Origin of the sequence: Paraburkholderia sp. DD10 (assembly GCF_049177125.1) — a bacterium.
Classification (GTDB): domain Bacteria; phylum Pseudomonadota; class Gammaproteobacteria; order Burkholderiales; family Burkholderiaceae; genus Paraburkholderia; species Paraburkholderia terricola.
The window spans coordinates 1832523-1851123 of sequence record NZ_CP185392.1 but is presented as its reverse complement, the minus strand read 5'-3'; the positions used below and the strand labels follow the sequence as shown (position 1 = coordinate 1851123).

Sequence of the window (18601 nt, the reverse complement as noted above, 5' to 3'; positions counted from 1 at the left end):
GCCGCCGCGGTGGCGGTACACAAGGTTCATTCGCGCATGGAGGCAAGTGGCAACAACCGGTATTGCTCCGGCTGTATCGATGCGAGCGATGCATGCAGTGTGACTTTCGTCATGAAGTCATGAAGAGAACGCGCATGCAGGGCGGCATCGGGGAGAACGATCATGGTCCAACGAATTCATTACCAGATGAATATCTGCGGTGGCGATTTCAGTCACGTGCGCGAATGCTTTCGCAACTGGAAGTCCGAGACGCTCATATATCGCAGGAACCAGCGGATGTTCGAGGGGAAACAGGAAGTGCGGCCGTTGTCGGAACGCGTGTTCGATAACGGCGAAGTCGCGCACGAGGCGCTCGAACGCGTATGCGGGCCGCGCGATCCTTACGCGCTAGCCGCCGAGATTCACGATGGCGAGCGCGACGTGTGGCTCGTGATGGCCGCGTTCGAAGAAGAGGCTTGATGCGCTTTCGCGCCGGGTGAAGCGCCGGCGTCTTTACGCTTGCGCGCCACGCGCGACTTCTTCAGCAACGCGGTGAGCGAACCGTTGACGCTGTCGGCCACTTCCGCCTCGCGCGCCTTGCGGCCTTTCGCGCCCGACTGACGCGCCCGTTTCGCCGCGCGCTTCTCCGCCCGCGCGAGCAATGCGGCGAACGCCGCCTCATCCACTTTCAATCCCCGGCGCGTCTTGCCCTCCGGCAAGCAGCGCAATTCGTCGGCTTCGAACGCGCTGATCACGGCCGGGTGAATGTAGCAGCGCCGGCATACGGACGGCGTGTTGCGCAGCAAGTCCGCGACGTCCTTGACGGTGGCGACGAGGTGGCGGCGCGCTTCCGCCGCGCTGCTGCATACCAGCCGTCGCAGCGCGGCCATCGCGTAGACGCTGCCGGCCCACGTTCGATAGTCCTTCGCGGTGAAGTCCGCGCCGCTCGCGCGGCGCAGATAGTCGTTGATATCGGTCGAGCCTACCGTGCGGCGCGTGCCGTCCTCGTCGAGATACTGGAACAGGTCGTGTCCGGGCAGTTCGGCGCAGCGCCGAACGATGCGCTTGACGCGCGGATTGTTCACCGTGACCTCGTGTTCGATGCCGCTCTTGCCGCGAAACTTGAAGCGCAAGTGGCCTGCCTCGATCTTCACGTGCTTTTTACGCAGCGTCGTCAAACCGTACGACTGGTTCTCGCGCGCGTACTCCACGCTGCCGATGCGAATCAGCGTCGTGTCGAGCAACTGCACGATCGCGGCGATGACCTTGTCGCTCGGCATGCCGGGGCGTTTCAGATCGCGTGCGACGCGCGCGCGGATGCGCGGCAACGCGCGGCCGAACTCGGCCAGGCGCTCGTATTTGTCGGCATCGCGCGTCTCGCGCCAGCGCGGGTGATAGCGATACTGCTTGCGTCCGCGTGCGTCGCGCCCGGTCGCCTGGAGATGGCCGCGCGGGTCGGGACAAATCCACACGTTCTCGTAAGCCGGTGGAATCGCGAGCGCATTGATGCGTTGGATTTCGTCTTCGTCCTCGATGCGTTGGCCGTCGACGTCGAAATACGCGAAGCCGTCCTTTTCACGCTGGCGCGTATAGCCGGGCCGGCTGTCGTCCGCGTGCCGCAAGCCCGGCGGCATGGCGGCCGCCGTCGCTTGCCGCGCGCTGTCGGCGGCGCGTTCGCGCTCGGGGGGTCGTTGCAACGGCTTGATGGTGGCGGCCATGGTCGCGGGTAGAAGTTTCAAGCGTGAGGCGCGCTGTGCGCCGGTGAATGGCTAGAGCAAGGTCGATGCCTGCCGCCCGTTTCGCGCGCCGTGGCACGAGCGGGCGGAACGGTCCTTGCGAACCTTTGCTACGCGTCATCAACAGACCAAGGAGATCGTCATGAGCAGCACGCTGAATCCCGATGAAGAGCCGCAAAACGTCGTCAAGCCCACCGCGGGCACGACGGGCGAACTCGGCCCGAGCGATTCGTCCGACAGCGGCAGCGATATCGCCGGCGCCAAGCGTCATGAATTCGATGTCGACACCGAGCTGGACAACCATGCGCTCGAGACCGGCGAGGCCGAACTCGGCAGCGACACCGACCGCGCCGGCACCGGCGAGCGGGCGGCCGCCGACGGTGACTCCACGCTGGAGGCCGACCGCGACATCGAGCCCGACCGCATCATCGGCCCGGCCGACCCGCAGCTTACCGACGACGACGGCCTCGACGAAGATCCGAGCGGTGTCTAGCCGTCGACAAGAACGAGCGGTTCCCGCGTGTTGCGACCAGCGGCAACGCGAGCGCCGCGTCGAGCCGCGCCGCGCCGGCAAGCGCGGCCCGACGCCGAGGCGCTGCGGTCGAACGCGTGGAGCTAGCACGTCGACAATAGGCACATCTTTTGCTGATCCAGCAGCAAGCAGGGGACCACGCCGCGCGCTACGCCTGGTCCCGCACTAACGAAGGAGAGCATGCATGGCAAACACGTTGAATGGTTACAAGGTAGCGGTACTCGCCGTGGACGGTTTCGAACAGGCCGAGTTGATCGAGCCGAAACGCGCGCTCGCCGAGGCGGGCGCGACGGTGCACGTCATTTCCGCGAAGCCCGGCAAGATCCAGGGATTCAGGCACGTCGACAAAGGCGACACCGTGGAGGTGGATGCCACGTTCGACAAGGCGAGCGCGGACGACTACGACGCCGTGGTGCTGCCAGGCGGCGTGGTCAACGGCGACGCGATCCGTTCGCTGCCGCAGGCGCAGGCTTTCGTGAAGGCCGCCGATAGCGCGAAGAAGCCCATCGCGGTGATCTGCCACGGCACGTGGTTGCCGGTCTCGGCGGGGATCATCAAGGGACGCACGGTGACGAGCTGGCCGAGCCTGCAGGACGATATTCGCAACGCCGGCGGCACGTGGGTGGACAAGGAGGTCGTGGAGGACGGCAATCTGATCAGCAGCCGCAAACCCGACGACATTCCCGCTTTCAACAAGACGCTGATCGCGCAATTGGCGAAGCGGCACGCTGCCTAGGCGAGCTGCGATGCGCGAGGCGCGCGCCGGTTGCCATGCCGCGCCCCGTCGACCATCGAGCTTGCGCGCCGGCTCCGTCGAACAGGGAGAAAATGCATGAAACCCAAGTATTCCCTACAAGTGATGACCGTGGCGCTGGGCCTGGCCGTGGCATCGATCGGCACCGCGCATGCGCAGGCGAGCGACGCCCCGGCCAGTGAAGCGCCGGCCGGCGGCACCGTGCTTTCGCCGGCGGATCAGCAGTTCATGCAGAACGCCGGCCAGGCCGACGCCACCGAAATCGCCGCCAGCAAGATGGCGCTGAAGAATTCAAGCGATCCGAAGGTGAAGCAATTCGCGCAGCAGATGATCGACGAGCACATGAGACTCTCGCGCAGCATGGCGGTGCTCGCCGCGAAGAAGCGGCTCCCCGCGGCGCCGGCCGCCGACTCCGCGCTGGTCGGTAAACTGCAGACGCTCAAGGGCAAGGAGTTCGATCAGGCCTACGTCGAGCAGATCGGACTGGAAGCGCATCAGAGAGCGGTCGACCTCTTCGAGCAGGAAGGCCGCAGCGGCACCGACGCGCAATTGAAGGCCGCGGCGCAGCACGCGCTGCCCACCATCAAGCATCATCTTGCGATGGCGCAGCAACTCGCCGGCGCCATGAAGGGTTCGCCATGAGCGCAATCCTGCCGCGGCCGGCCTATGAGGATTCCCTTATGCAGATCACCTTTCCCGACGACGAACCGACCTTCGACGGAGCGAATCTGAGGGTGCGCTTCACCGCGCGTGTCGAAGGCGAGCCGGTTGTGTGCGAGATCACCGCTGAGGCGCTGGAAGATCATTTCGGCGCCGAGTCCTTGCTGGAAGGCGCGCTGATGGCCGCCTTCGAGCGCGGCCGCCATCGCATCCGTTCGGTCTGCGCGGAAGCGCTCGACCAGAACGGCGGCGAAAGCGTAGTGTTGCATAGCGGACTGTTCAGGGTGGAAGGCATGGACCCGGATTGCGGCACCGCGGGGTAGCCCCGGTGCATGCCGGCCGCGCGCTGGGCGGAGCGACACAGCGCGGCGGCATGGTCCGCAGACGCCATTAACGATGCAAGGAGGCCTCATGTCACTCATCGTCGCAGCGCGCTTCACGACTTTCCCCGCCGCCGAGGAAGCGGCGCAAAAGCTCTTCAACGCAGGGTTCGTCGAAGAAGACGTCACCCTGTTTTTCGTCAATCCGCGCGGCCAGCACGCGCGCTATCCGATCGGCGGCGATAGCGCCACCGATCCGGGCGCGAAGGGGGCGCCCAAGGGCGCGGGTCTGGGCGTCACCATTGGCGCCGTGGTCGGCGCGGTGGTGGGCGTCGGCATTTTCGCGGCGTTTTCCGCGCCGTTTATCGTCTCGCTGATCGCGGCCGGCGTCGGTGCCTACGTCGGATCATTGATGGGCGCGATGGCGCGCACCGCCCTCGACGGCGAGAAAAACGGCTTTCCACCCGTCCACCATGAGTTGCGCGATTCGGGCGTGCTCGTCGCCGTGCATGTTTCGCCCGACAATCAGCTCGACGCCGCGCGCGTCTTGCGCGAAGCGGGGGGCGCGGCGATCGAGCGGGCAAGCGGGCGCTGGCAGCAAGGACGCTGGGCCGATTTCGATCCGCTCAAGGAACCCGTGCCGCTCGACGAGTACAGCGAGAAGCGCGCCTGATCGGGACTGCGCAGACCGGAAGTTCGCGCGCGTCAGCTTGCGGGCAAGCGCAGGCACGTCTGATGCGGGTAGCAACAGCGAACGCCGTTGCCGCACGCAAGTGCCTGGCTGCGGATTCGACGATCAACGAAACCCAGGAGGTATTGAATGGCTACGAACGTTGTTTCCGTGCTGAACGATCTGATCGAAACGTCGAAGGACGGCGAGAAGGGTTTCCGCAAGGCCGCCGAGGATGCGCACGATCCGCAATTGAAGACGGTCTTCGTGTCGGCGGCCGACGCCTGCGCGCTCGGCGCGCGCGAACTGCAGGACACGGTTCAGGGTCTGGGCGGCAAGCCCGAGACGGGCGGCAGCGTGGGCGGCGCCTTGCATCGCGGCTGGGTCGACGTGAAGTCGGCCGTGGCCGATCGCAGCGATCACGCGATTCTGGTGGAATGCGAGCGGGGCGAGGATGTCGCGAAGAAGCGCTATCACGACGCGCTCGAAAAGGAGCTGCCGCTGGACGTCCGCGCGATAGTCGAGCGGCAATATCAGGGCGTGCTGCAAAACCACGACCGCGTGCGCGCGCTGCGCGATCAGTACGCGGCGGCTAACCGGTAATCGACGCTGTTCAGGGCGGCCGGCGCGTTGTCCGGCGCCGGCCGCATGAACGGAAAGCCGTCCGCGTGACGGCTTTTTTACTGGAACGCCTTGTTCAAACGAAAAAAGCGCCGGCCAGAAGCCGGCGCCTTGTCTTCGATATCGGCGCTCGTTGTCGATCCCGATCTTATTCGGCGGCGACCTTGAGATGGTTCTTCACGCTCGTCACGCCCTTCACGTTCTGCACGACCTCTTCGGCCGCGGAACGCTCCTCGGCCGACGGCACCGTCCCCGTGAGCGAAACGACGCCCTTGCGGGTCTTCACGTGGATATGGGTCGACTTGAGGTTCTTCGTCGCCAGCAGATCGGCCTTGGCCTTGGTGGTGATGGTGCCGTCGCTGATGTGCTCGCCCATGGTCTCGGACGCTACCGGCCGGATCGAGTCGTTCGTTTGCGCGCTCACGTTCAAGGCGAAGGCGACACATGCGATGCTGCCAGCGGTCTTCAGGACTTGAATGGTCTTCATGTTTCTTTCTCCTTCTGGTGTTGATGAAAATTGCGGTCTTGTTACCTGCGATCGATCGCGGCGAAAAACCGCCGATGAGTCGCGTGGGGCCGTTGCCGCTACGGTTCCTTCCGGGCCCCCGTTATCGACACCGGACATTGCCGCGCTCCTGGGTAGCGCGCTGCGCTTCATGCGCGCAGCCATGTCCGTCCACATCGTGCCTTTCCGCAATCTTCATGCCCGTAGGCGAGGGCGCGCCGTCATCGCGCGTGCGGAGGCATGCCGGGGTTCGTCGATGAACGGACAAGCGAGCGGCAGCCCTGTCGGGCGCGTCTTCGCGCGCGATGCCGGGACGCGGACCGGAAATTGCCGGGTGCTTGTAAAAATGGCGCTCGCGGCCTGCGCAATTCGCGCGCCCGAAAAAAGCAAAGCGTAGGAAAAACAGGGCGTTGCGCGAGTTGGTATGACAGTTGCTCTGAAGAGGTCACTCACCACGATCAGCTCATTAACGGGACCTCACTACAATGCCTTCAATTGAACTACGCACAAGGCAGTCTCTCGCACTCACGCCGCGCCTGCAGCAATCCGTGCGTCTGTTGCAGTTGTCGTCTCTGGAGTTCCAGCAGGAGTTGCGCACGGCGCTCGACACTAATCCGTTCCTCGAATACGACTCGTCGGAGACCGAGGATGTGGCGCTTGCCGGCGCCACGCCCGACGAGGACGGCGCCGGCGTGCTGCCGGTGGCCGATACGGTCGCCGCCGTCGAGCCGGACCCGTTGCCGGCTGAGAGCGCCGTCAGCGAGACGCTCGAAAGCGCGGGCCAGGACGAGATGCCCGGCGACTTTTCCGGCGATTACAACACCCGCGGTTCGACGCGCCAGAACGGCGATTCGGACGGCAGCGATCCCGCCGAATGGGCGCGCTCGCAACCGACCTTGCGCGAGCAGTTGCACGACGCGCTGCGCCTCTATCGGCTCGACGATCGCGACCGCGCGGTGGCGCGCTTCGTCATCGAGGCGCTCGACGACGACGGCTATCTGCGCCAGGATCTCGCGGACCTTGCCGACAGCGTCGATCTCGAACCCGAACTGACCGAGGAAGAATTGCTCGTCGCGCTGCGGCTCGTGCAGTCGCTCGACCGTCCGGGCCTCGGCGCGCGCTCGCTGTCCGAGTGTCTGTTGCTACAGGTGAACGCCTTGCCCGCCGACACGCCGGGGCGCGACGTGGCGCGGCAAATCGTCGAGCATCATCTGGAACGGCTCGCGCGCCGCGAACAGGCCGAACTGCAAAAGCAGATCGGCTGCAGCGCCGATGAATTGCGAGTGGCCTGCGCGCTGGTGCGCAAGCTCGATCCGAAGCCGGGCAATTGCTACGGCCGTACCGAAGACAACTACGTGGTGCCGGACGTGATCGTGCGCCAGGTGCGCAACAAGTGGGTGGTGACGATCAACCCGGCGGTGCAGCCGCGCGCGCGTATCCACCGCATGTATGCGGAACTGTTCGCGCAGTCGGCCGGCGCGAGCCGCTCGCCGCTCGCGCAGCAGTTGCAGGAGGCGCGCTGGCTGATCCGCAACGCGCAGCAGCGCTTCGATACGATTCAGCGGGTGGCCGAATGCATCGTCGCGCATCAGAAGGCCTTCTTCCAGTACGGCGAAATCGCGCTCAAGCCGATGGTGCTGCGCGACGTGGCCGATGAACTCGGCCTGCACGAATCCACCATCTCGCGCGCCACCGGCAACAAATATATGGCCACGCCGCGCGGCATTTTCGAATTCAAGCATTTCTTCCCGCGCGAACTCGGCACGGAAAGCGGCGGCACCTGCTCGGCCGCGGCCGTGCGCGCGCTGCTCAAGGAAATGATCGCCGCGGAAAACACGCGCGATCCGCTCTCGGACGTCACGCTGGCCAGGATGCTCGCCGATCAGGGGGTGCTGGTGGCGCGCCGCACGGTAGCGAAATACCGGCATCTGATGAAGGTGCCGCCGGCGGAACTACGCCGCCAGATTTAGGCGCACCTCGCCCCGTGCAAACGGGGCCGCGCTGAAGGGCCACGCGAGGCTGATTGATCGCGTGGCTTTTTTTCGTCCTTGCGCGGGGTTGCTCCATCGTCGCTGGACGTTTGGCACCCGCCCCATTACATTGGCGGCTTCGGTTGAACGGGATGAGCGCCATGAAGTACTCGAATCTGGTCGAGCGTTTGCAAGGCAGGCGCACGTCCGCGTGGGAAATCCATCGCGCCGCGTGGGAAGCGCTCGCGCGGGGCGAGGACGTCATCGTGCTGAGCGTGGGCGACCCCGACTTCCCCACGCCCGCGCCGATCGTCGAGCGCGCGGTCGAGGCCTTGCGCGAGGGCGACACGCATTACAGCGCGGTGTCGGGCCGCGAGCCGGTGCGCGCGGCGATTGCCGCGGAACACGCGCGCATGACCGGTTGCGAGGTCAGCGCCGCCAACGTGATTCTCACGGCGGGCGCGCAGAACGGCGTGTTCGCCGCGTCGCTGTGTCTGCTGGAAGCGGGCGATGAAGTGATCGTCCCCGAGCCGATGTATCTCACCTATGAGGCTTGCGTGCGCGTCGCGGGCGCGACGCTGGTGCCGGTGCCGGTGCCGGTCGATGCCGCGCGAGCGTTTCATGTCGACTGTGACGCGCTCGAAGCAGCCGTCACGCCGCGCACCAAGGCGATTTTCTTCGCGACGCCCTGCAATCCCACCGGCGTGGTGATGCAGCGCGCCGATCTCGAACGCATCGCGCGGCTCGCCTGCGAGCATGATCTGTGGGTGCTGTCGGACGAGGTCTACGCCGATCTTACGTTCGAGCGCGAGCATGTGAGCATCGCCGCGCTGCCCGGCATGGCGGAGCGCACGGTGACGCTCGGCAGTCTGTCGAAATCGCATGCGATGGCGGGCTGGCGCGTCGGCTGGGCAATCGGACCGGCGGTGCTGATCGAGCACATGGGGCGGCTGGCGCTCGCGATGCTGTATGGCTTGCCGGGCTTCATCCAGGAAGCCGCGCTGACGGCCGTGCGGAACAAGGCGCACATTGCCGCCGAGATGCGCGACATTTACCGGCGCAGGCGCGATGTGGTGTTCGAGCGACTGCGCCGCGTGCCGGGCTTGCGTTGCCTGCTGCCGGAAGCCGGCATGTTTATGATGGTCGACGTCAGCGGCACCGGCCTCGATACGGTTGATTTCACGTGGCGGCTATTTCGCGCGCAAGGCGTGTCGCTGCTCGACGCGAGCGCTTTCGGCGAGACCGCGAATGGCTTCGTGCGCTTGGGCTTCGTGGTCGACGAGGCGCAGCTCATCGACGCATGCGAGCGGATCGAGGCGTTCGTCGTGGGGTTGAATCGCGCGTAAGCGTTTCATTCGACCGCGGATGGAAGCGGGCGGCGGCTGTTTTTATCCGCGCTGCCGGGCTCATCGGCGAGCTTCGCCGCGGGCCGTTGACCGCTATAATTGACGCGTCCCTGGACGGCACCGACTCTCGACGGCACGTTCACGCGCTTCATCCATGCCGCGTCCCAGGCTGCTGTTTTCCACCTCGTTGTGCTTTGATAACCGGCTTCGCCAAACGCTGCCCATGCCCTTCGCCCCGATCCAGTCCTTCACGCGCAAACGACTCTCCGACGTCGTGTCCGACCAGATCAAGCAACTGATCTCGGACGGCTCGCTGATGCCCGGCGACCGCCTGCCGGCCGAACGCGATCTGGCCACGCAACTCGGCGTGTCGCGGCCTTCGTTGCGCGAGGCGCTGATCAGGCTGGAGGCGGACGGTTATATCGAAACGTCGGGGCGGGGCGGCTTCACGGTGGTCGACGTCACCGCGCCGATCATCTCCAAGCCGCTCGCCGAACTGTTGCTGCAAAACCCGCGCACCAGCGCCGATATTCTGGAGTTGCGCCAGGGGCTCGAATCGATTTCGACGGCGTATGCCGCCGAGCGCGCCAGCGCCGCCGACCTGAAAAAAATCACCCGTGCATTCGAGGCGTTGAAGGCCGGCTCGCTGTCGCGCGACCGCGTGAATCTGGCGGAACTGGACGCCGCGTTCCATCTCGCGATCGCCGACTCCACCCATAACATCGCGCTCGCGCACGTGATGCACGGCATCCATACGCTGATTCGCGAAGGCATGCGCCAATACCATCGGCTGATCGATTACGACGACGCGATGGAGAAACAGTTGATGAGCCAGCACCAGGCCATCTACGACGCCGTCATGGCCCGCGACCCGCAAAAGGCGCGCAAGGCCACCGAGCGTCATCTGGCGTATGTGCGCGAGATGTATAAGGAAGACGCCGCGAAGTCTTCGTCGAGCGTGGTTTCCTGACCCGCCGTGCCTGGCCGCGCCCCGGCGGCCTTCATCGACAGGTGAGCGGTTGCGGCGCTTCGCCTTCAATCTTCTCCAGCCCGATTTCAGATTGACGCCTCGCGGGGACTTCCCTATAGTTCGTGGTCAGACCAACATTACCAGTCTTGCTGCCGGGCGATGCGGAACCGGACAGGGCGGCTGTTTATCTCCCCAATGAACTTATGAAAGTCGCGCTGTTTATCCCGTGTTTCATCGACGCGTTCTATCCCGAGGTGGGGATCGCCACGCTCGAATTGCTCGAACGCTTCGGCATCGAGGTCGATTATCCGCAGGAGCAAACCTGCTGCGGCCAGCCGATGGCGAACAGCGGCGCGCACGCCGAGGCAGCCGGCGCCGAGCGGGTGTTCGTGCGCAACTTCGCCGGCTACGACTATATCGTCGGGCCGTCGGCAAGCTGCATCCATCACGTGCGCGAGCATCTCACCGCGCTCGAACAGACCGACGAAGTCAAAAAGGTCCGCGCCGGCGCCTACGAACTCGTCGAGTTTCTGCACGACGTGGTCGGCGCGCGCGAATTTCCGTGGGCCGAGTTTCCGCATCGCGTGGGTCTGCACAACAGTTGCAGCGCGTTGCGGCATCTGAAGGAAGCGTCGGTCTCGGAAGTGGCGTGCACGCCGTTCTCGAAGCCGCGCACCTTGCTCGAAGGCGTGAAGGGCATCGAATTCGTCAAGCTCGCGCGGCCCGACGAATGCTGCGGCTTCGGCGGCACGTTCTCGGTGACCGAGGAGCCGGTATCGGTGCGCATGGGGCAGGACAAGGTTCGCGATCATCTGAATGCGGGCGCCGAATACATCGTGTCCGGCGACATGTCGTGCCTGATGCATCAGCAAGGCTGTGCGGAACGCATGAAAGCCGACGCGCGCTTCATCCACATCGCGCAGGTGCTCAACGGAGCGCGCGCATGAGCCGGATCGATCACGCGAAAGCCGCTGGCGCGTTCATCAAGAAGACGGAGCACGTCGCGTTTCACGACAAGCGTCTGTGGGATTTGCGCGAGAAGCGCGATGCGCAGGCGCACGGTATCGCCGAATGGGAGACGCTGCGCGAACTCGCGTCGGGCATCAAGGAACACACGCTCTCGCATCTGTCCGATTACCTCGAACAGTTTGCCGCGGCAGCCGAGGCCAATGGCGTGGTAGTGCATTGGGCCGCGACAGCGGAAGAGCACAACGCGCTGGTGCACCAGATCATGTCGGAGCGCGGCATGACCACGCTCGTCAAAAGCAAGTCGATGCTCACCGACGAATGCAAGATGCGCGAATATCTCGAACCGCGCGGCATCACGGTGATGGAGACCGATCTCGGCGAACGCATCCAGCAGCTCGATCATCAGGACCCGAGCCATATGGTGGTGCCGGCGGTCCATAAACTGCGCGCCGATGTGGCCGAACTGTTCGGCCGCACCATCGGCACCGATCCGGGCAATAGCGACATTCACTATCTCGCGGAAAGCCAGCGCATGAATACGCGGCCGTACTTCGTGCGCGAGAAAACGGCCGGCATGACCGGCTGCAATTTCGCGGTGGCGGAGACGGGCACGGTCGTCGTGTGCACGAACGAGGGCAACGCGGATCTGTCCGCGAACGTGCCGCCGTTGCATATCGCGTCGATCGGCATCGAGAAGCTGATTCCGAAGGTGTCGGATCTCGGCGTATTCGTCCGCATGCTCTCGCGCAGCGCGCTCGGCTCGCCGATCACGCAGTACACCTCGCATTTTCGTGCGCCGCGTCCGGGCACCGAAATGCATTTCATCCTGGTCGACCACGGCCGCTCCGAGCGGCTCGCCATGGAAGACTTCTGGTACTCGCTCAAGTGCATTCGCTGCGGCGCGTGCATGAACACATGCCCGGTGTACCGGCGCAGCGGCGGCTTGTCGTATGGGGGCACCTACTCGGGGCCGATCGGCGCGATCATCAATCCGACCTTCGATCTGAAGCGCTATAGCGCGTTGCCGTTCGCATCGACGCTCAATGGCAGTTGCACGAACGTGTGTCCGGTGAAGATCAATATTCACGAGCAGATCTACAAATGGCGGGCGGTGATCGCCGAGCGTCACGAAGTGCCGTTCGTGAAGCAGGAAGTGTTGAAGATGGCGGGGCGGCTGCTGGCGAGCCCGACCTTGTATCGCGCGACGGTGTCGTCGATGGGCAGCGCATTGCGGCGGCTGCCGAATTTCGTGCTGTATAACCCGCTCAATATCTGGGGCAAGCAACGCGAGTTGCCCGAGGCGCCGAAGCTGACCTTCCACGCCTGGTACAAGAAAAATCGTGGAGGCGGCGATGGCAACGCGTGAGGCTTTTCTGGCGAAGGTGCGGCAGGCCCAGCCGAGCGCGCGGCCGCGGCCCGAGGTGCCGTTGTTCAACGCGGCAGGCGGTGATTTGCGCGCGCGTTTCGCCGCGGCGTTGCAGGCAATGGGCGGTCACTGCGTCGAGGCGGCCGCGGCCGGCGACGTGCTTGCGTTGATCCGCGAGCGATTCGGCGATGCCGCGTCCGTGACATCCGCGACACCGGAAGTGCCCGGCACGCGTGACCTGACAGCCGACACGGAGCCGGCCTCGCTGCAAGACATCGACGTCGGCGTGGTGCGGGCGCGCTTCGGCGTCGCCGAGACCGGATCGGTGTGGTTGAGCGAACGCGAGTACGTGGTCAACGCGCTCGGGTACATCGTTCAGCATCTCGTGGTGCTGCTCGATCCGGCGCAATTGCTCGACGGTTTGCAGGACGTGTATCGACGCGACGATCTTCGCGAGGCGCGGTATGCGGCGCTGGTTACTGGTCCCTCGGCAACGGCGGATATCGAAGGCGTGCTGATTCGGGGCGCGCAGGGAGTGCGGTCGTTGACGGTGGTGTGGGTGGCGCAGCCGCGAAAGGGTTAGCGGACGGCTCGGCTGCCACGCCCATACGATCTCTCCGTGACGACGTGCTATACTCACCTCGTGAGCGGTATTGGATTTTTTATTTGTTTATAATCAAACGGTTGCGGGTGCTTTAAGCCGAACATGATGAGCGGAGTTTGCCATGTATCTCGAAGACCGGCTCAAGATAGCGATTGCCAAGCGAGCGTCCGACGTGTTCCTGCGGACCGACTTCGCACGTCTCGGCAGCGAGGCGCAGCTTGGCCGGGCGCTGCGCAGTCTGATCGAGAGCGGGGTCATCGTTAAGCTCGGCGTCGGCGTGTACGCAAAAGCCAAGCGCAGTGTTCTCTCCGGCGAGCCTATTCCGGTTCAGCCGGTTGAAGTTCTGGCTGAAGAGGCTCTCGGCAGGCTGGGCGTAAAGGTCTATCCGAGCAAGCAGGTCGAGTTGTACAACGCGGGAAAAACGACCCAACTGCCCGCGGCAACCGTGGTCAATACCGGCAATCGCCGCATCGTGCGGAAACTGGGTTTCGGCAAGAAAACTGTTCAATATGAAAATAATCTCAGAAGAACAGAAAGAGCTTATTGATTCCATTACGGCGGAGGGACTCGCTGGAAATCTCTCCGCGTTTGTTCTCGAGAAAGACATCCATGTCACCGACGCGTTGCACGCGTTGGCGAGACTGCGGCATCCGCACATTCAATTTGTGTTTTGCGGCGGAACGAGTCTGTCGAAAGCCCACGGCCTGATCGAGCGAATGTCCGAGGACGTCGACTTGAAGGTCATCCTCCGGGGCGACCACGGGCTGTCGCAAAGTGGTGTGCGAAACCATCTCAGCCAACTGAAAGACGCCGTCATCAAGGCGATGACGGCCATAGGCTTTGGCGCAATCGAAGAAGAACAGCGTGCACTGAACGGAAACCGTTACTTCGCGTCGGGCTGGCACTACAAGTCACGCTATACCACGCACACCAGCTTGCGGCCTCATTTGAGTCTTGAGTTGACAGTGCGCACGCCGAGCTTCGCCGTCGTGCGGAAACCTCTCGGGTACCTGACAGACCGTTGGGCGAATCGTGAGGGCGAGCCAACTGAGATGTCGTGTGTCGCCGTTGAAGAAACGCTTGCGGAGAAAGTCCTGTCGTTTTTGCGGCGTCACGCGGAACACCGCGCTGGCGTACGCGAGAAATGGGATCAGGCGTTGGTGCGCCACATCTACGACGTCCATTGCATCGTCTGCTCGAATGCTGAATTGGTCGATCGGGCGGCTGCCCACTTCAAGGACTGTGTCGAATACGACCGCGGGGAGTTTCACCGGCACGCGTCGTTCGTTGAGAACCCGAAGCAATGCATGACGGCGAGCCTGATCACGGCGGAAACAGAAGAGCAGACGAAGCGCGAATACCAGCATGTGCTGCTGCCGCTAATCTATGGAACGGTCCGGCCTACTTTCGAAGAGGCATTCGCGGTATTCAAGCAGGCCTCGACCAAGCTTCTGGCGGCGCTTTGACAACACACATCGTGCATTGAACCGCATGACCCCGCCACGGACTTTGCTATGATCACTGTATAAACATACAGGTTCCGTGAAAGCCCGTGGCAACAGATGCCCCTTCAAACCCCCCTTACTACCTGCTGAACTTCGAGCGCGCGCTCGCGTGGCTCGCAGAGCGCTACGACGACCTGCTGGATGCGCACGAGCAGGCATTCCTGCGTGCTTTCGCCGCCTTGCCGCAAGCATCGCGCGCGTTGCTGGTGCGCATGCTGATGCGCAAGGGCACGCTCTTCCGCGCGAGCCGGCTGTCTTATGAAGAGATCGGCTGCCCGTTGCAGGCGGCCGCGCCGTTGGCGGCGCTCGGCTGGGTCGAGACCGAACCGCCGCTCACACTCGACGATCTGTTTGCGCTCACCACGCGCCCCGAGTTGCTGCTGATCTTCGCGGATGCCATCGCATGGGTGCCCGGCGCGAAAAACCTGCGCAAAGCGGATCTGCTGGAAGCGCTGCGACCGTTCCACCAAAACATAGACGACGAAGCACACGCGAGCACGGCGCAACCGCTGTCGATGTGGCACGACCAGACGACCGACCGCGTGCTGCAGGTCGCCATTGCGCCGCTTTGCGAGCGTCTGCGGCTGATGTTTTTCGGCAATCTGCAACAGAGCTGGTCGGAGTTCGTGCTGGCCGATCTCGGCGTGTTCCAGTACGAGAAGGTCGCGTTCGCGCCTTCGTCGCGAGCCTTCCAGCAACGCGCGGACGTCGACGCCTATCTGGCGCTGCATGCGTGCCGTGAAGCGCTCGAATGGCTGCTCATCGGCGAGACGGCGCCGCAAGCGATCGACGAACTGGTCGCCGCAGTCAGCGCGGTAGAAACCTCGTACCCCTGGCTGGAAACGCGTCGCGCGAAGCTGCTGTTTCGCATCGGCCAGCATTGCGAGCGCGAGCAGAACTGGCCCGCCGCGCTGGCCGTTTATGAGGTCTGCGCGTGGCCTGGTGCGCGTCATCGGCGCATGCGCGTGCTGGAGCGCAACGAACGCTTCGACGAAGCCTTCGCGCTGGCCGTGCATGCCGCCGCCGCGCCCGAAAGCGACGAAGAAGCGCAGCGCGTCGCGCGCATGCTGCCGCGTTTGCAACGCAAGCGCGGCGAGCGGGTCGACCGCGTGCCGGCCGCGCGGCCGGTCGAGCGCAGCACGCTCGTACTACCGAGGCCCGCGGCCGCGCAAGCGGTCGAATACGTCGCACGCGATCATCTGACTTCCGACGCCGCGCCGGTGCATTACGTCGAGAACGCGCTGATCAACTCGCTGTTCGGCCTGTTGTGCTGGGAGCCGGTGTTCGCGGCGTTGCCCGGCGCGTTTTTTCACCCGTTCCAGCGCGGTCCGGCCGATCTGCATGCGCCGGATTTTCATGCGCGTCGCGCGGACCGGTTCGCGGCGTGCCTCGCGCAACTGGAGAGCGGTGCGTATCGCGAAACGATTCTGCGGCATCTGCATGGCAAGGCGGGCGTGCAGTCACCGTTCGTGTTCTGGGGGCTGCTCACGCCGGAGCTCGTCGCGTTGGCGCTCGACTGTCTGCCGGCCGCGCATCTGAAGCTATGGTTCGAGCGGCTGTTGCGCGATATCCGCGGTAATCGTTCCGGTTTGCCGGACCTGATCCGTTTCTGGCCCGCCGAGCGCCGCTATGAACTGATCGAGGTGAAGGGACCCGGCGACCGCTTGCAGGACAACCAGATTCGCTGGCTCGCGTACTGCGCGCAGCACGGCATGCCGGTGCGCGTGCTCGACGTGCGTTGGGCCGATGAAGCCGGCGCGCAGAATGAAACCGGCGCAACGGCCGGCACGGAGGCTGCCGCATGACTTACGTGGTCGCCGTGCGGGCGATGTGCGAATTCACCGCGAGGCGCGGCGATCTCGATCTGCGCTTTACGCCCGCGCCCACGTCTCTCGAAGGCATGGCGGGCCACGTGACGGTCGCCGGGCGGCGCGCGAGCGGCTATGAAAGCGAGATCACGCTGACGGGCACGCATCGCGGCCTGACCGTGCGCGGCCGCGCCGACGGCTACGACCCGGCGGCGAACCGCCTCGAAGAGGTCAAGACCCATCGCGGCGCGCTCGAACGGATGCCCGCCAACCACCGCACGCTGCATTGGGCGCAAGCGCTCGTCTATGGTCATTTGCTGTGCCGCACGCGCGGGCTCGGCGAATTGACGGTGGCGTTGGTGTACTTCGATATAGGCACTCAGAAGGAAACGCTGCTGACGCAAACGCATACCGCGCGTGAACTCGAGGTTTTCTTCGTCGAACAGTGCGAGCGGTTTCTCGATTGGGCCGTGCAGGAAGAGGCGCATCACGCGGCGCGCAACGCCGCGCTCGGCGGACTGCAATTTCCGCATGCGCGGTTTCGCAGCGGGCAGCGTGAACTGGCGGTGTCGGTGTATCGCTGCGCGCGCGACGGCAAGCCGCTGATGGCGCAGGCGCCCACCGGCATCGGCAAGACGCTCGCGACGATTTTTCCGTTGCTCAAGGCGTGTGCGTCGGAGCAGATCGACCGCGTCTTTTTCCTGACCGCGAAGACGCCGGGCCGCGCGCTGGCGCTGGATGCAATCGAGACCTTGCATCGAGGCGCCGAGCGCTTGCCGCTGCGAACGCTCGAACTCGTCGCGCGGGACAAAGCCTGCGAGCATCCCGAGAAGGCTTGCAACGGCGATTCGTGTCCGCTTGCGCGCGGCTTCTACGACCGGCTCGATGCGGCGCGCGGCACGGCGCTGGCAGGGCCGCGGCTCGACCGCGCGGCGGTGCGCGAAGCGGCGCTCGCTCACGACGTCTGCCCGTACTATCTGGCGCAGGAACTGGCGCGCTGGGCCGACGTGGTGGTCGGCGATTACAACTACTACTACGACGGCAGCGCAATGCTGTACGCGCTCACGCAGATCAACCAGTGGCGCGTCGGCGTGCTCGTCGACGAGGCGCACAATCTGCTCGAGCGCGCCCGGCGAATGTATAGCGCGTCGCTCGATCAGGCGGCGTTCCGGCTCGCGCGCAAGACCGCGCCGGCCGTGTTGCGCAAGCCGCTCGAACGATTGCAACGCGAGTGGAACGCGCTCAGGCGCGCGCAGACCGACACGTACCAGGTCTATGCCGAGGTGCCCGGCAAACTGCTGTCGGCCGCGCAGAATCTGATCGGCGCGGTCGCCGATCAACTCGCCGAAGCGCCGCTTTCCATCGACGACGCGTCGCTGCGTTTTTTCTTCGACGCGATGCATTTCGTCGCGCTGGCCGAGCAATTCGGCGCGCATTCGATTTTCGACATCACGCTCGCCACGGATCGCCACGCTCCACGCGACAAGACCAGCGCCACGCTATGCGTGCGCAACGTGATCCCCGCGCCGTTTCTCGCGCCGCGTTATGCCGCCGCCCGTACCACGGTGATGTTTTCCGGCACGTTCAGTCCGCATCATTTCTATCGCGACACGCTGGGGCTGCCGGAGCAGACGCAATGGCTCGAAGTGGACGGGCCGTTTCGCGCCGAGCAGTTGCAGGTGCGCGTGGCCGCCAACGTGTCGACGCGCTGGCGCGACCGCGAGCGTTCGCTCGTGCCGATCGTCGAGTTGATCGCACGGCAGTACGCGGCGCAGCCGGGCAATTACCTCGGCTTTCTCAGCAGCTTCGAGTATCTGCAACAGGTGGTCGCGATGATGCGCGAGCGGCATCCGCAGTTGCCGGTGTGGGCGCAGGAACCGGGCATGGACGAAGCGGCGCGCGACGCGTTTCTCGCACGTTTTCGCACGATGCAACAGGGCGTCGGCTTTGCGGTACTCGGCGGCGCGTTTTCAGAAGGCGTCGATCTGGTCGGCCAGCAGTTGATCGGCGCGTTTATCGCGACGCTCGGCTTGCCGCAGATCAACGAGGTCAACGAGCAGATGCGGCGCACGATGGAAGCGAAGTTCGGCAACGGTTACGACTACATGTATCTGTATCCGGGCTTGCAGAAGGTCGTGCAGGCGGCAGGGCGGGTGATTCGCACGGAGCAGGATCGCGGCGTCGTGCATCTGATCGATGACCGGTATCGGCGGGCCGAGGTGCGCAGGTTGTTGCCGCGGTGGTGGGGGATGGGATAGCGTTTTTGGCCGTCGCAGCGCACGCGAA

The 18601-nt window shown here is 64.7% G+C and carries 21 protein-coding genes; 18 read left to right on the top strand and 3 right to left on the bottom strand.

Translation table 11 applies throughout. The features are described from left to right. Positions 1-26: 26 nt before the first annotated feature. Positions 27-164: a hypothetical protein gene (locus tag ACOCG7_RS08410; RefSeq protein ID WP_159442574.1), complete on the bottom strand. Its 138-nt coding sequence runs from the start codon at positions 162-164 to the stop codon at positions 27-29. On the opposite strand from ACOCG7_RS08410, the gene ACOCG7_RS08405 reads away from it, so the two are divergent. After that, entirely contained in the window at positions 163-459 is a 297-nt protein-coding gene (locus tag ACOCG7_RS08405) for a hypothetical protein (protein WP_073429969.1), read from the top strand. The two genes, ACOCG7_RS08410 and ACOCG7_RS08405, sit on opposite strands and share 2 nt — an antisense overlap. Here the strand turns inward: ACOCG7_RS08405 and ACOCG7_RS08400 are convergent. After that, entirely contained in the window at positions 402-1697 is a 1296-nt protein-coding gene (locus tag ACOCG7_RS08400; protein WP_073429968.1) for a DNA topoisomerase IB, read from the bottom strand. The genes ACOCG7_RS08405 and ACOCG7_RS08400 overlap by 58 nt on opposite strands. Positions 1698-1857: 160 nt before the next feature. Between ACOCG7_RS08400 and ACOCG7_RS08395 the strand changes: the two genes are divergently transcribed. The 6 genes from ACOCG7_RS08395 (at position 1858) to ACOCG7_RS08370 (ending at position 5254) form a co-directional block, all read left to right on the top strand. Continuing rightward, positions 1858-2208: a chemotaxis protein gene (locus ACOCG7_RS08395; protein WP_073429967.1), complete on the top strand. Its 351-nt coding sequence runs from the start codon at positions 1858-1860 to the stop codon at positions 2206-2208. Positions 2209-2431: 223 nt separating this feature from the next. Then, entirely contained in the window at positions 2432-2983 is a 552-nt protein-coding gene (locus ACOCG7_RS08390) for a type 1 glutamine amidotransferase domain-containing protein (RefSeq protein ID WP_073429966.1), read from the top strand. A gap of 96 nt (positions 2984-3079) precedes the next feature. Further along, positions 3080-3643, top strand: a complete 564-nt coding sequence (locus tag ACOCG7_RS08385; RefSeq protein WP_073429965.1) for a DUF4142 domain-containing protein — start codon at positions 3080-3082, stop codon at positions 3641-3643. After that, entirely contained in the window at positions 3640-3984 is a 345-nt protein-coding gene (locus ACOCG7_RS08380) for a DUF1488 domain-containing protein (protein ID WP_073429964.1), read from the top strand. Before ACOCG7_RS08385 ends, ACOCG7_RS08380 begins: the two co-directional genes overlap by 4 nt. An 88-nt stretch (positions 3985-4072) precedes the next feature. After that, on the top strand, positions 4073-4654 hold the full coding sequence (locus ACOCG7_RS08375) for a hypothetical protein (RefSeq protein ID WP_073429963.1): 582 nt from the start codon (positions 4073-4075) through the stop codon (positions 4652-4654). A gap of 147 nt (positions 4655-4801) precedes the next feature. Next, the gene (locus ACOCG7_RS08370; RefSeq protein WP_073429962.1) at positions 4802-5254 is read left to right on the top strand and encodes a PA2169 family four-helix-bundle protein; all 453 of its coding nucleotides are present in this window, start codon (positions 4802-4804) and stop codon (positions 5252-5254) included. A gap of 166 nt (positions 5255-5420) precedes the next feature. Here the strand turns inward: ACOCG7_RS08370 and ACOCG7_RS08365 are convergent, their stop codons facing one another. Then, positions 5421-5759 carry a BON domain-containing protein gene (locus tag ACOCG7_RS08365; protein ID WP_073429961.1) on the bottom strand — a complete coding sequence of 113 codons (339 nt, stop codon included), beginning with the start codon at positions 5757-5759 and terminating at the stop codon, positions 5421-5423. On the opposite strand from ACOCG7_RS08365, the gene ACOCG7_RS08360 reads away from it, so the two are divergent. From ACOCG7_RS08360 to ACOCG7_RS08310, 11 genes are all read left to right on the top strand, one after another. Further along, the gene (locus tag ACOCG7_RS08360; RefSeq protein WP_143031985.1) at positions 5749-6174 is read left to right on the top strand and encodes a hypothetical protein; all 426 of its coding nucleotides are present in this window, start codon (positions 5749-5751) and stop codon (positions 6172-6174) included. The two genes, ACOCG7_RS08365 and ACOCG7_RS08360, sit on opposite strands and share 11 nt — an antisense overlap. An 88-nt stretch (positions 6175-6262) precedes the next feature. Continuing rightward, complete coding sequence (locus ACOCG7_RS08355) at positions 6263-7747, top strand: RNA polymerase factor sigma-54 (protein ID WP_073429960.1); 1485 nt, start codon at positions 6263-6265, stop codon at positions 7745-7747. A 161-nt stretch (positions 7748-7908) separates the two neighbouring features. Continuing rightward, positions 7909-9093 (top strand): pyridoxal phosphate-dependent aminotransferase, encoded by a 1185-nt coding sequence (locus tag ACOCG7_RS08350; RefSeq protein WP_421375098.1) that lies wholly within the window; start codon positions 7909-7911, stop codon positions 9091-9093. A gap of 223 nt (positions 9094-9316) precedes the next feature. Further along, positions 9317-10063, top strand: a complete 747-nt coding sequence (locus tag ACOCG7_RS08345) for a FadR/GntR family transcriptional regulator (RefSeq protein WP_073430016.1) — start codon at positions 9317-9319, stop codon at positions 10061-10063. Positions 10064-10266: 203 nt separating this feature from the next. Continuing rightward, positions 10267-11010 carry a (Fe-S)-binding protein gene (locus ACOCG7_RS08340; RefSeq protein WP_073429959.1) on the top strand — a complete coding sequence of 248 codons (744 nt, stop codon included), beginning with the start codon at positions 10267-10269 and terminating at the stop codon, positions 11008-11010. Further along, positions 11007-12398 carry a lactate utilization protein B gene (locus ACOCG7_RS08335; RefSeq protein ID WP_073429958.1) on the top strand — a complete coding sequence of 464 codons (1392 nt, stop codon included), beginning with the start codon at positions 11007-11009 and terminating at the stop codon, positions 12396-12398. The genes ACOCG7_RS08340 and ACOCG7_RS08335 overlap by 4 nt, the downstream gene beginning before the upstream one ends. Continuing rightward, complete coding sequence (locus ACOCG7_RS08330; protein ID WP_421375095.1) at positions 12385-12981, top strand: LutC/YkgG family protein; 597 nt, start codon at positions 12385-12387, stop codon at positions 12979-12981. Before ACOCG7_RS08335 ends, ACOCG7_RS08330 begins: the two co-directional genes overlap by 14 nt. Positions 12982-13123: 142 nt before the next feature. Then, entirely contained in the window at positions 13124-13549 is a 426-nt protein-coding gene (locus tag ACOCG7_RS08325; protein ID WP_083086358.1) for a DUF6088 family protein, read from the top strand. Then, the gene (locus ACOCG7_RS08320) at positions 13512-14468 is read left to right on the top strand and encodes a nucleotidyl transferase AbiEii/AbiGii toxin family protein (RefSeq protein ID WP_114164497.1); all 957 of its coding nucleotides are present in this window, start codon (positions 13512-13514) and stop codon (positions 14466-14468) included. Before ACOCG7_RS08325 ends, ACOCG7_RS08320 begins: the two co-directional genes overlap by 38 nt. An 86-nt stretch (positions 14469-14554) precedes the next feature. Next, positions 14555-16312, top strand: a complete 1758-nt coding sequence (locus ACOCG7_RS08315; RefSeq protein ID WP_421375092.1) for a VRR-NUC domain-containing protein — start codon at positions 14555-14557, stop codon at positions 16310-16312. After that, positions 16309-18573, top strand: a complete 2265-nt coding sequence (locus ACOCG7_RS08310; protein ID WP_421375091.1) for an ATP-dependent DNA helicase — start codon at positions 16309-16311, stop codon at positions 18571-18573. Before ACOCG7_RS08315 ends, ACOCG7_RS08310 begins: the two co-directional genes overlap by 4 nt. Positions 18574-18601: the final 28 nt, after the last annotated feature.

Bases quoted from the DNA above. Each gene is read 5' to 3' on its own strand.
- ACOCG7_RS08405 (WP_073429969.1), top strand. From the start codon at position 163: ATGGTCCAACGAATTCATTACCAGATGAATATCTGCGGTGGCGATTTC.
- ACOCG7_RS08410 (WP_159442574.1), bottom strand. From the start codon at position 164: ATGATCGTTCTCCCCGATGCCGCCCTGCATGCGCGTTCTCTTCATGAC.
- ACOCG7_RS08400 (WP_073429968.1), bottom strand. From the start codon at position 1,697: ATGGCCGCCACCATCAAGCCGTTGCAACGACCCCCCGAGCGCGAACGC.
- ACOCG7_RS08395 (WP_073429967.1), top strand. From the start codon at position 1,858: ATGAGCAGCACGCTGAATCCCGATGAAGAGCCGCAAAACGTCGTCAAG.
- ACOCG7_RS08390 (WP_073429966.1), top strand. From the start codon at position 2,432: ATGGCAAACACGTTGAATGGTTACAAGGTAGCGGTACTCGCCGTGGAC.
- ACOCG7_RS08385 (WP_073429965.1), top strand. From the start codon at position 3,080: ATGAAACCCAAGTATTCCCTACAAGTGATGACCGTGGCGCTGGGCCTG.
- ACOCG7_RS08380 (WP_073429964.1), top strand. From the start codon at position 3,640: ATGAGCGCAATCCTGCCGCGGCCGGCCTATGAGGATTCCCTTATGCAG.
- ACOCG7_RS08375 (WP_073429963.1), top strand. From the start codon at position 4,073: ATGTCACTCATCGTCGCAGCGCGCTTCACGACTTTCCCCGCCGCCGAG.
- ACOCG7_RS08370 (WP_073429962.1), top strand. From the start codon at position 4,802: ATGGCTACGAACGTTGTTTCCGTGCTGAACGATCTGATCGAAACGTCG.
- ACOCG7_RS08360 (WP_143031985.1), top strand. From the start codon at position 5,749: ATGGTCTTCATGTTTCTTTCTCCTTCTGGTGTTGATGAAAATTGCGGT.
- ACOCG7_RS08365 (WP_073429961.1), bottom strand. From the start codon at position 5,759: ATGAAGACCATTCAAGTCCTGAAGACCGCTGGCAGCATCGCATGTGTC.
- ACOCG7_RS08355 (WP_073429960.1), top strand. From the start codon at position 6,263: ATGCCTTCAATTGAACTACGCACAAGGCAGTCTCTCGCACTCACGCCG.
- ACOCG7_RS08350 (WP_421375098.1), top strand. From the start codon at position 7,909: ATGAAGTACTCGAATCTGGTCGAGCGTTTGCAAGGCAGGCGCACGTCC.
- ACOCG7_RS08345 (WP_073430016.1), top strand. From the start codon at position 9,317: ATGCCCTTCGCCCCGATCCAGTCCTTCACGCGCAAACGACTCTCCGAC.
- ACOCG7_RS08340 (WP_073429959.1), top strand. From the start codon at position 10,267: ATGAAAGTCGCGCTGTTTATCCCGTGTTTCATCGACGCGTTCTATCCC.
- ACOCG7_RS08335 (WP_073429958.1), top strand. From the start codon at position 11,007: ATGAGCCGGATCGATCACGCGAAAGCCGCTGGCGCGTTCATCAAGAAG.
- ACOCG7_RS08330 (WP_421375095.1), top strand. From the start codon at position 12,385: ATGGCAACGCGTGAGGCTTTTCTGGCGAAGGTGCGGCAGGCCCAGCCG.
- ACOCG7_RS08325 (WP_083086358.1), top strand. From the start codon at position 13,124: ATGTATCTCGAAGACCGGCTCAAGATAGCGATTGCCAAGCGAGCGTCC.
- ACOCG7_RS08320 (WP_114164497.1), top strand. From the start codon at position 13,512: ATGAAAATAATCTCAGAAGAACAGAAAGAGCTTATTGATTCCATTACG.
- ACOCG7_RS08310 (WP_421375091.1), top strand. From the start codon at position 16,309: ATGACTTACGTGGTCGCCGTGCGGGCGATGTGCGAATTCACCGCGAGG.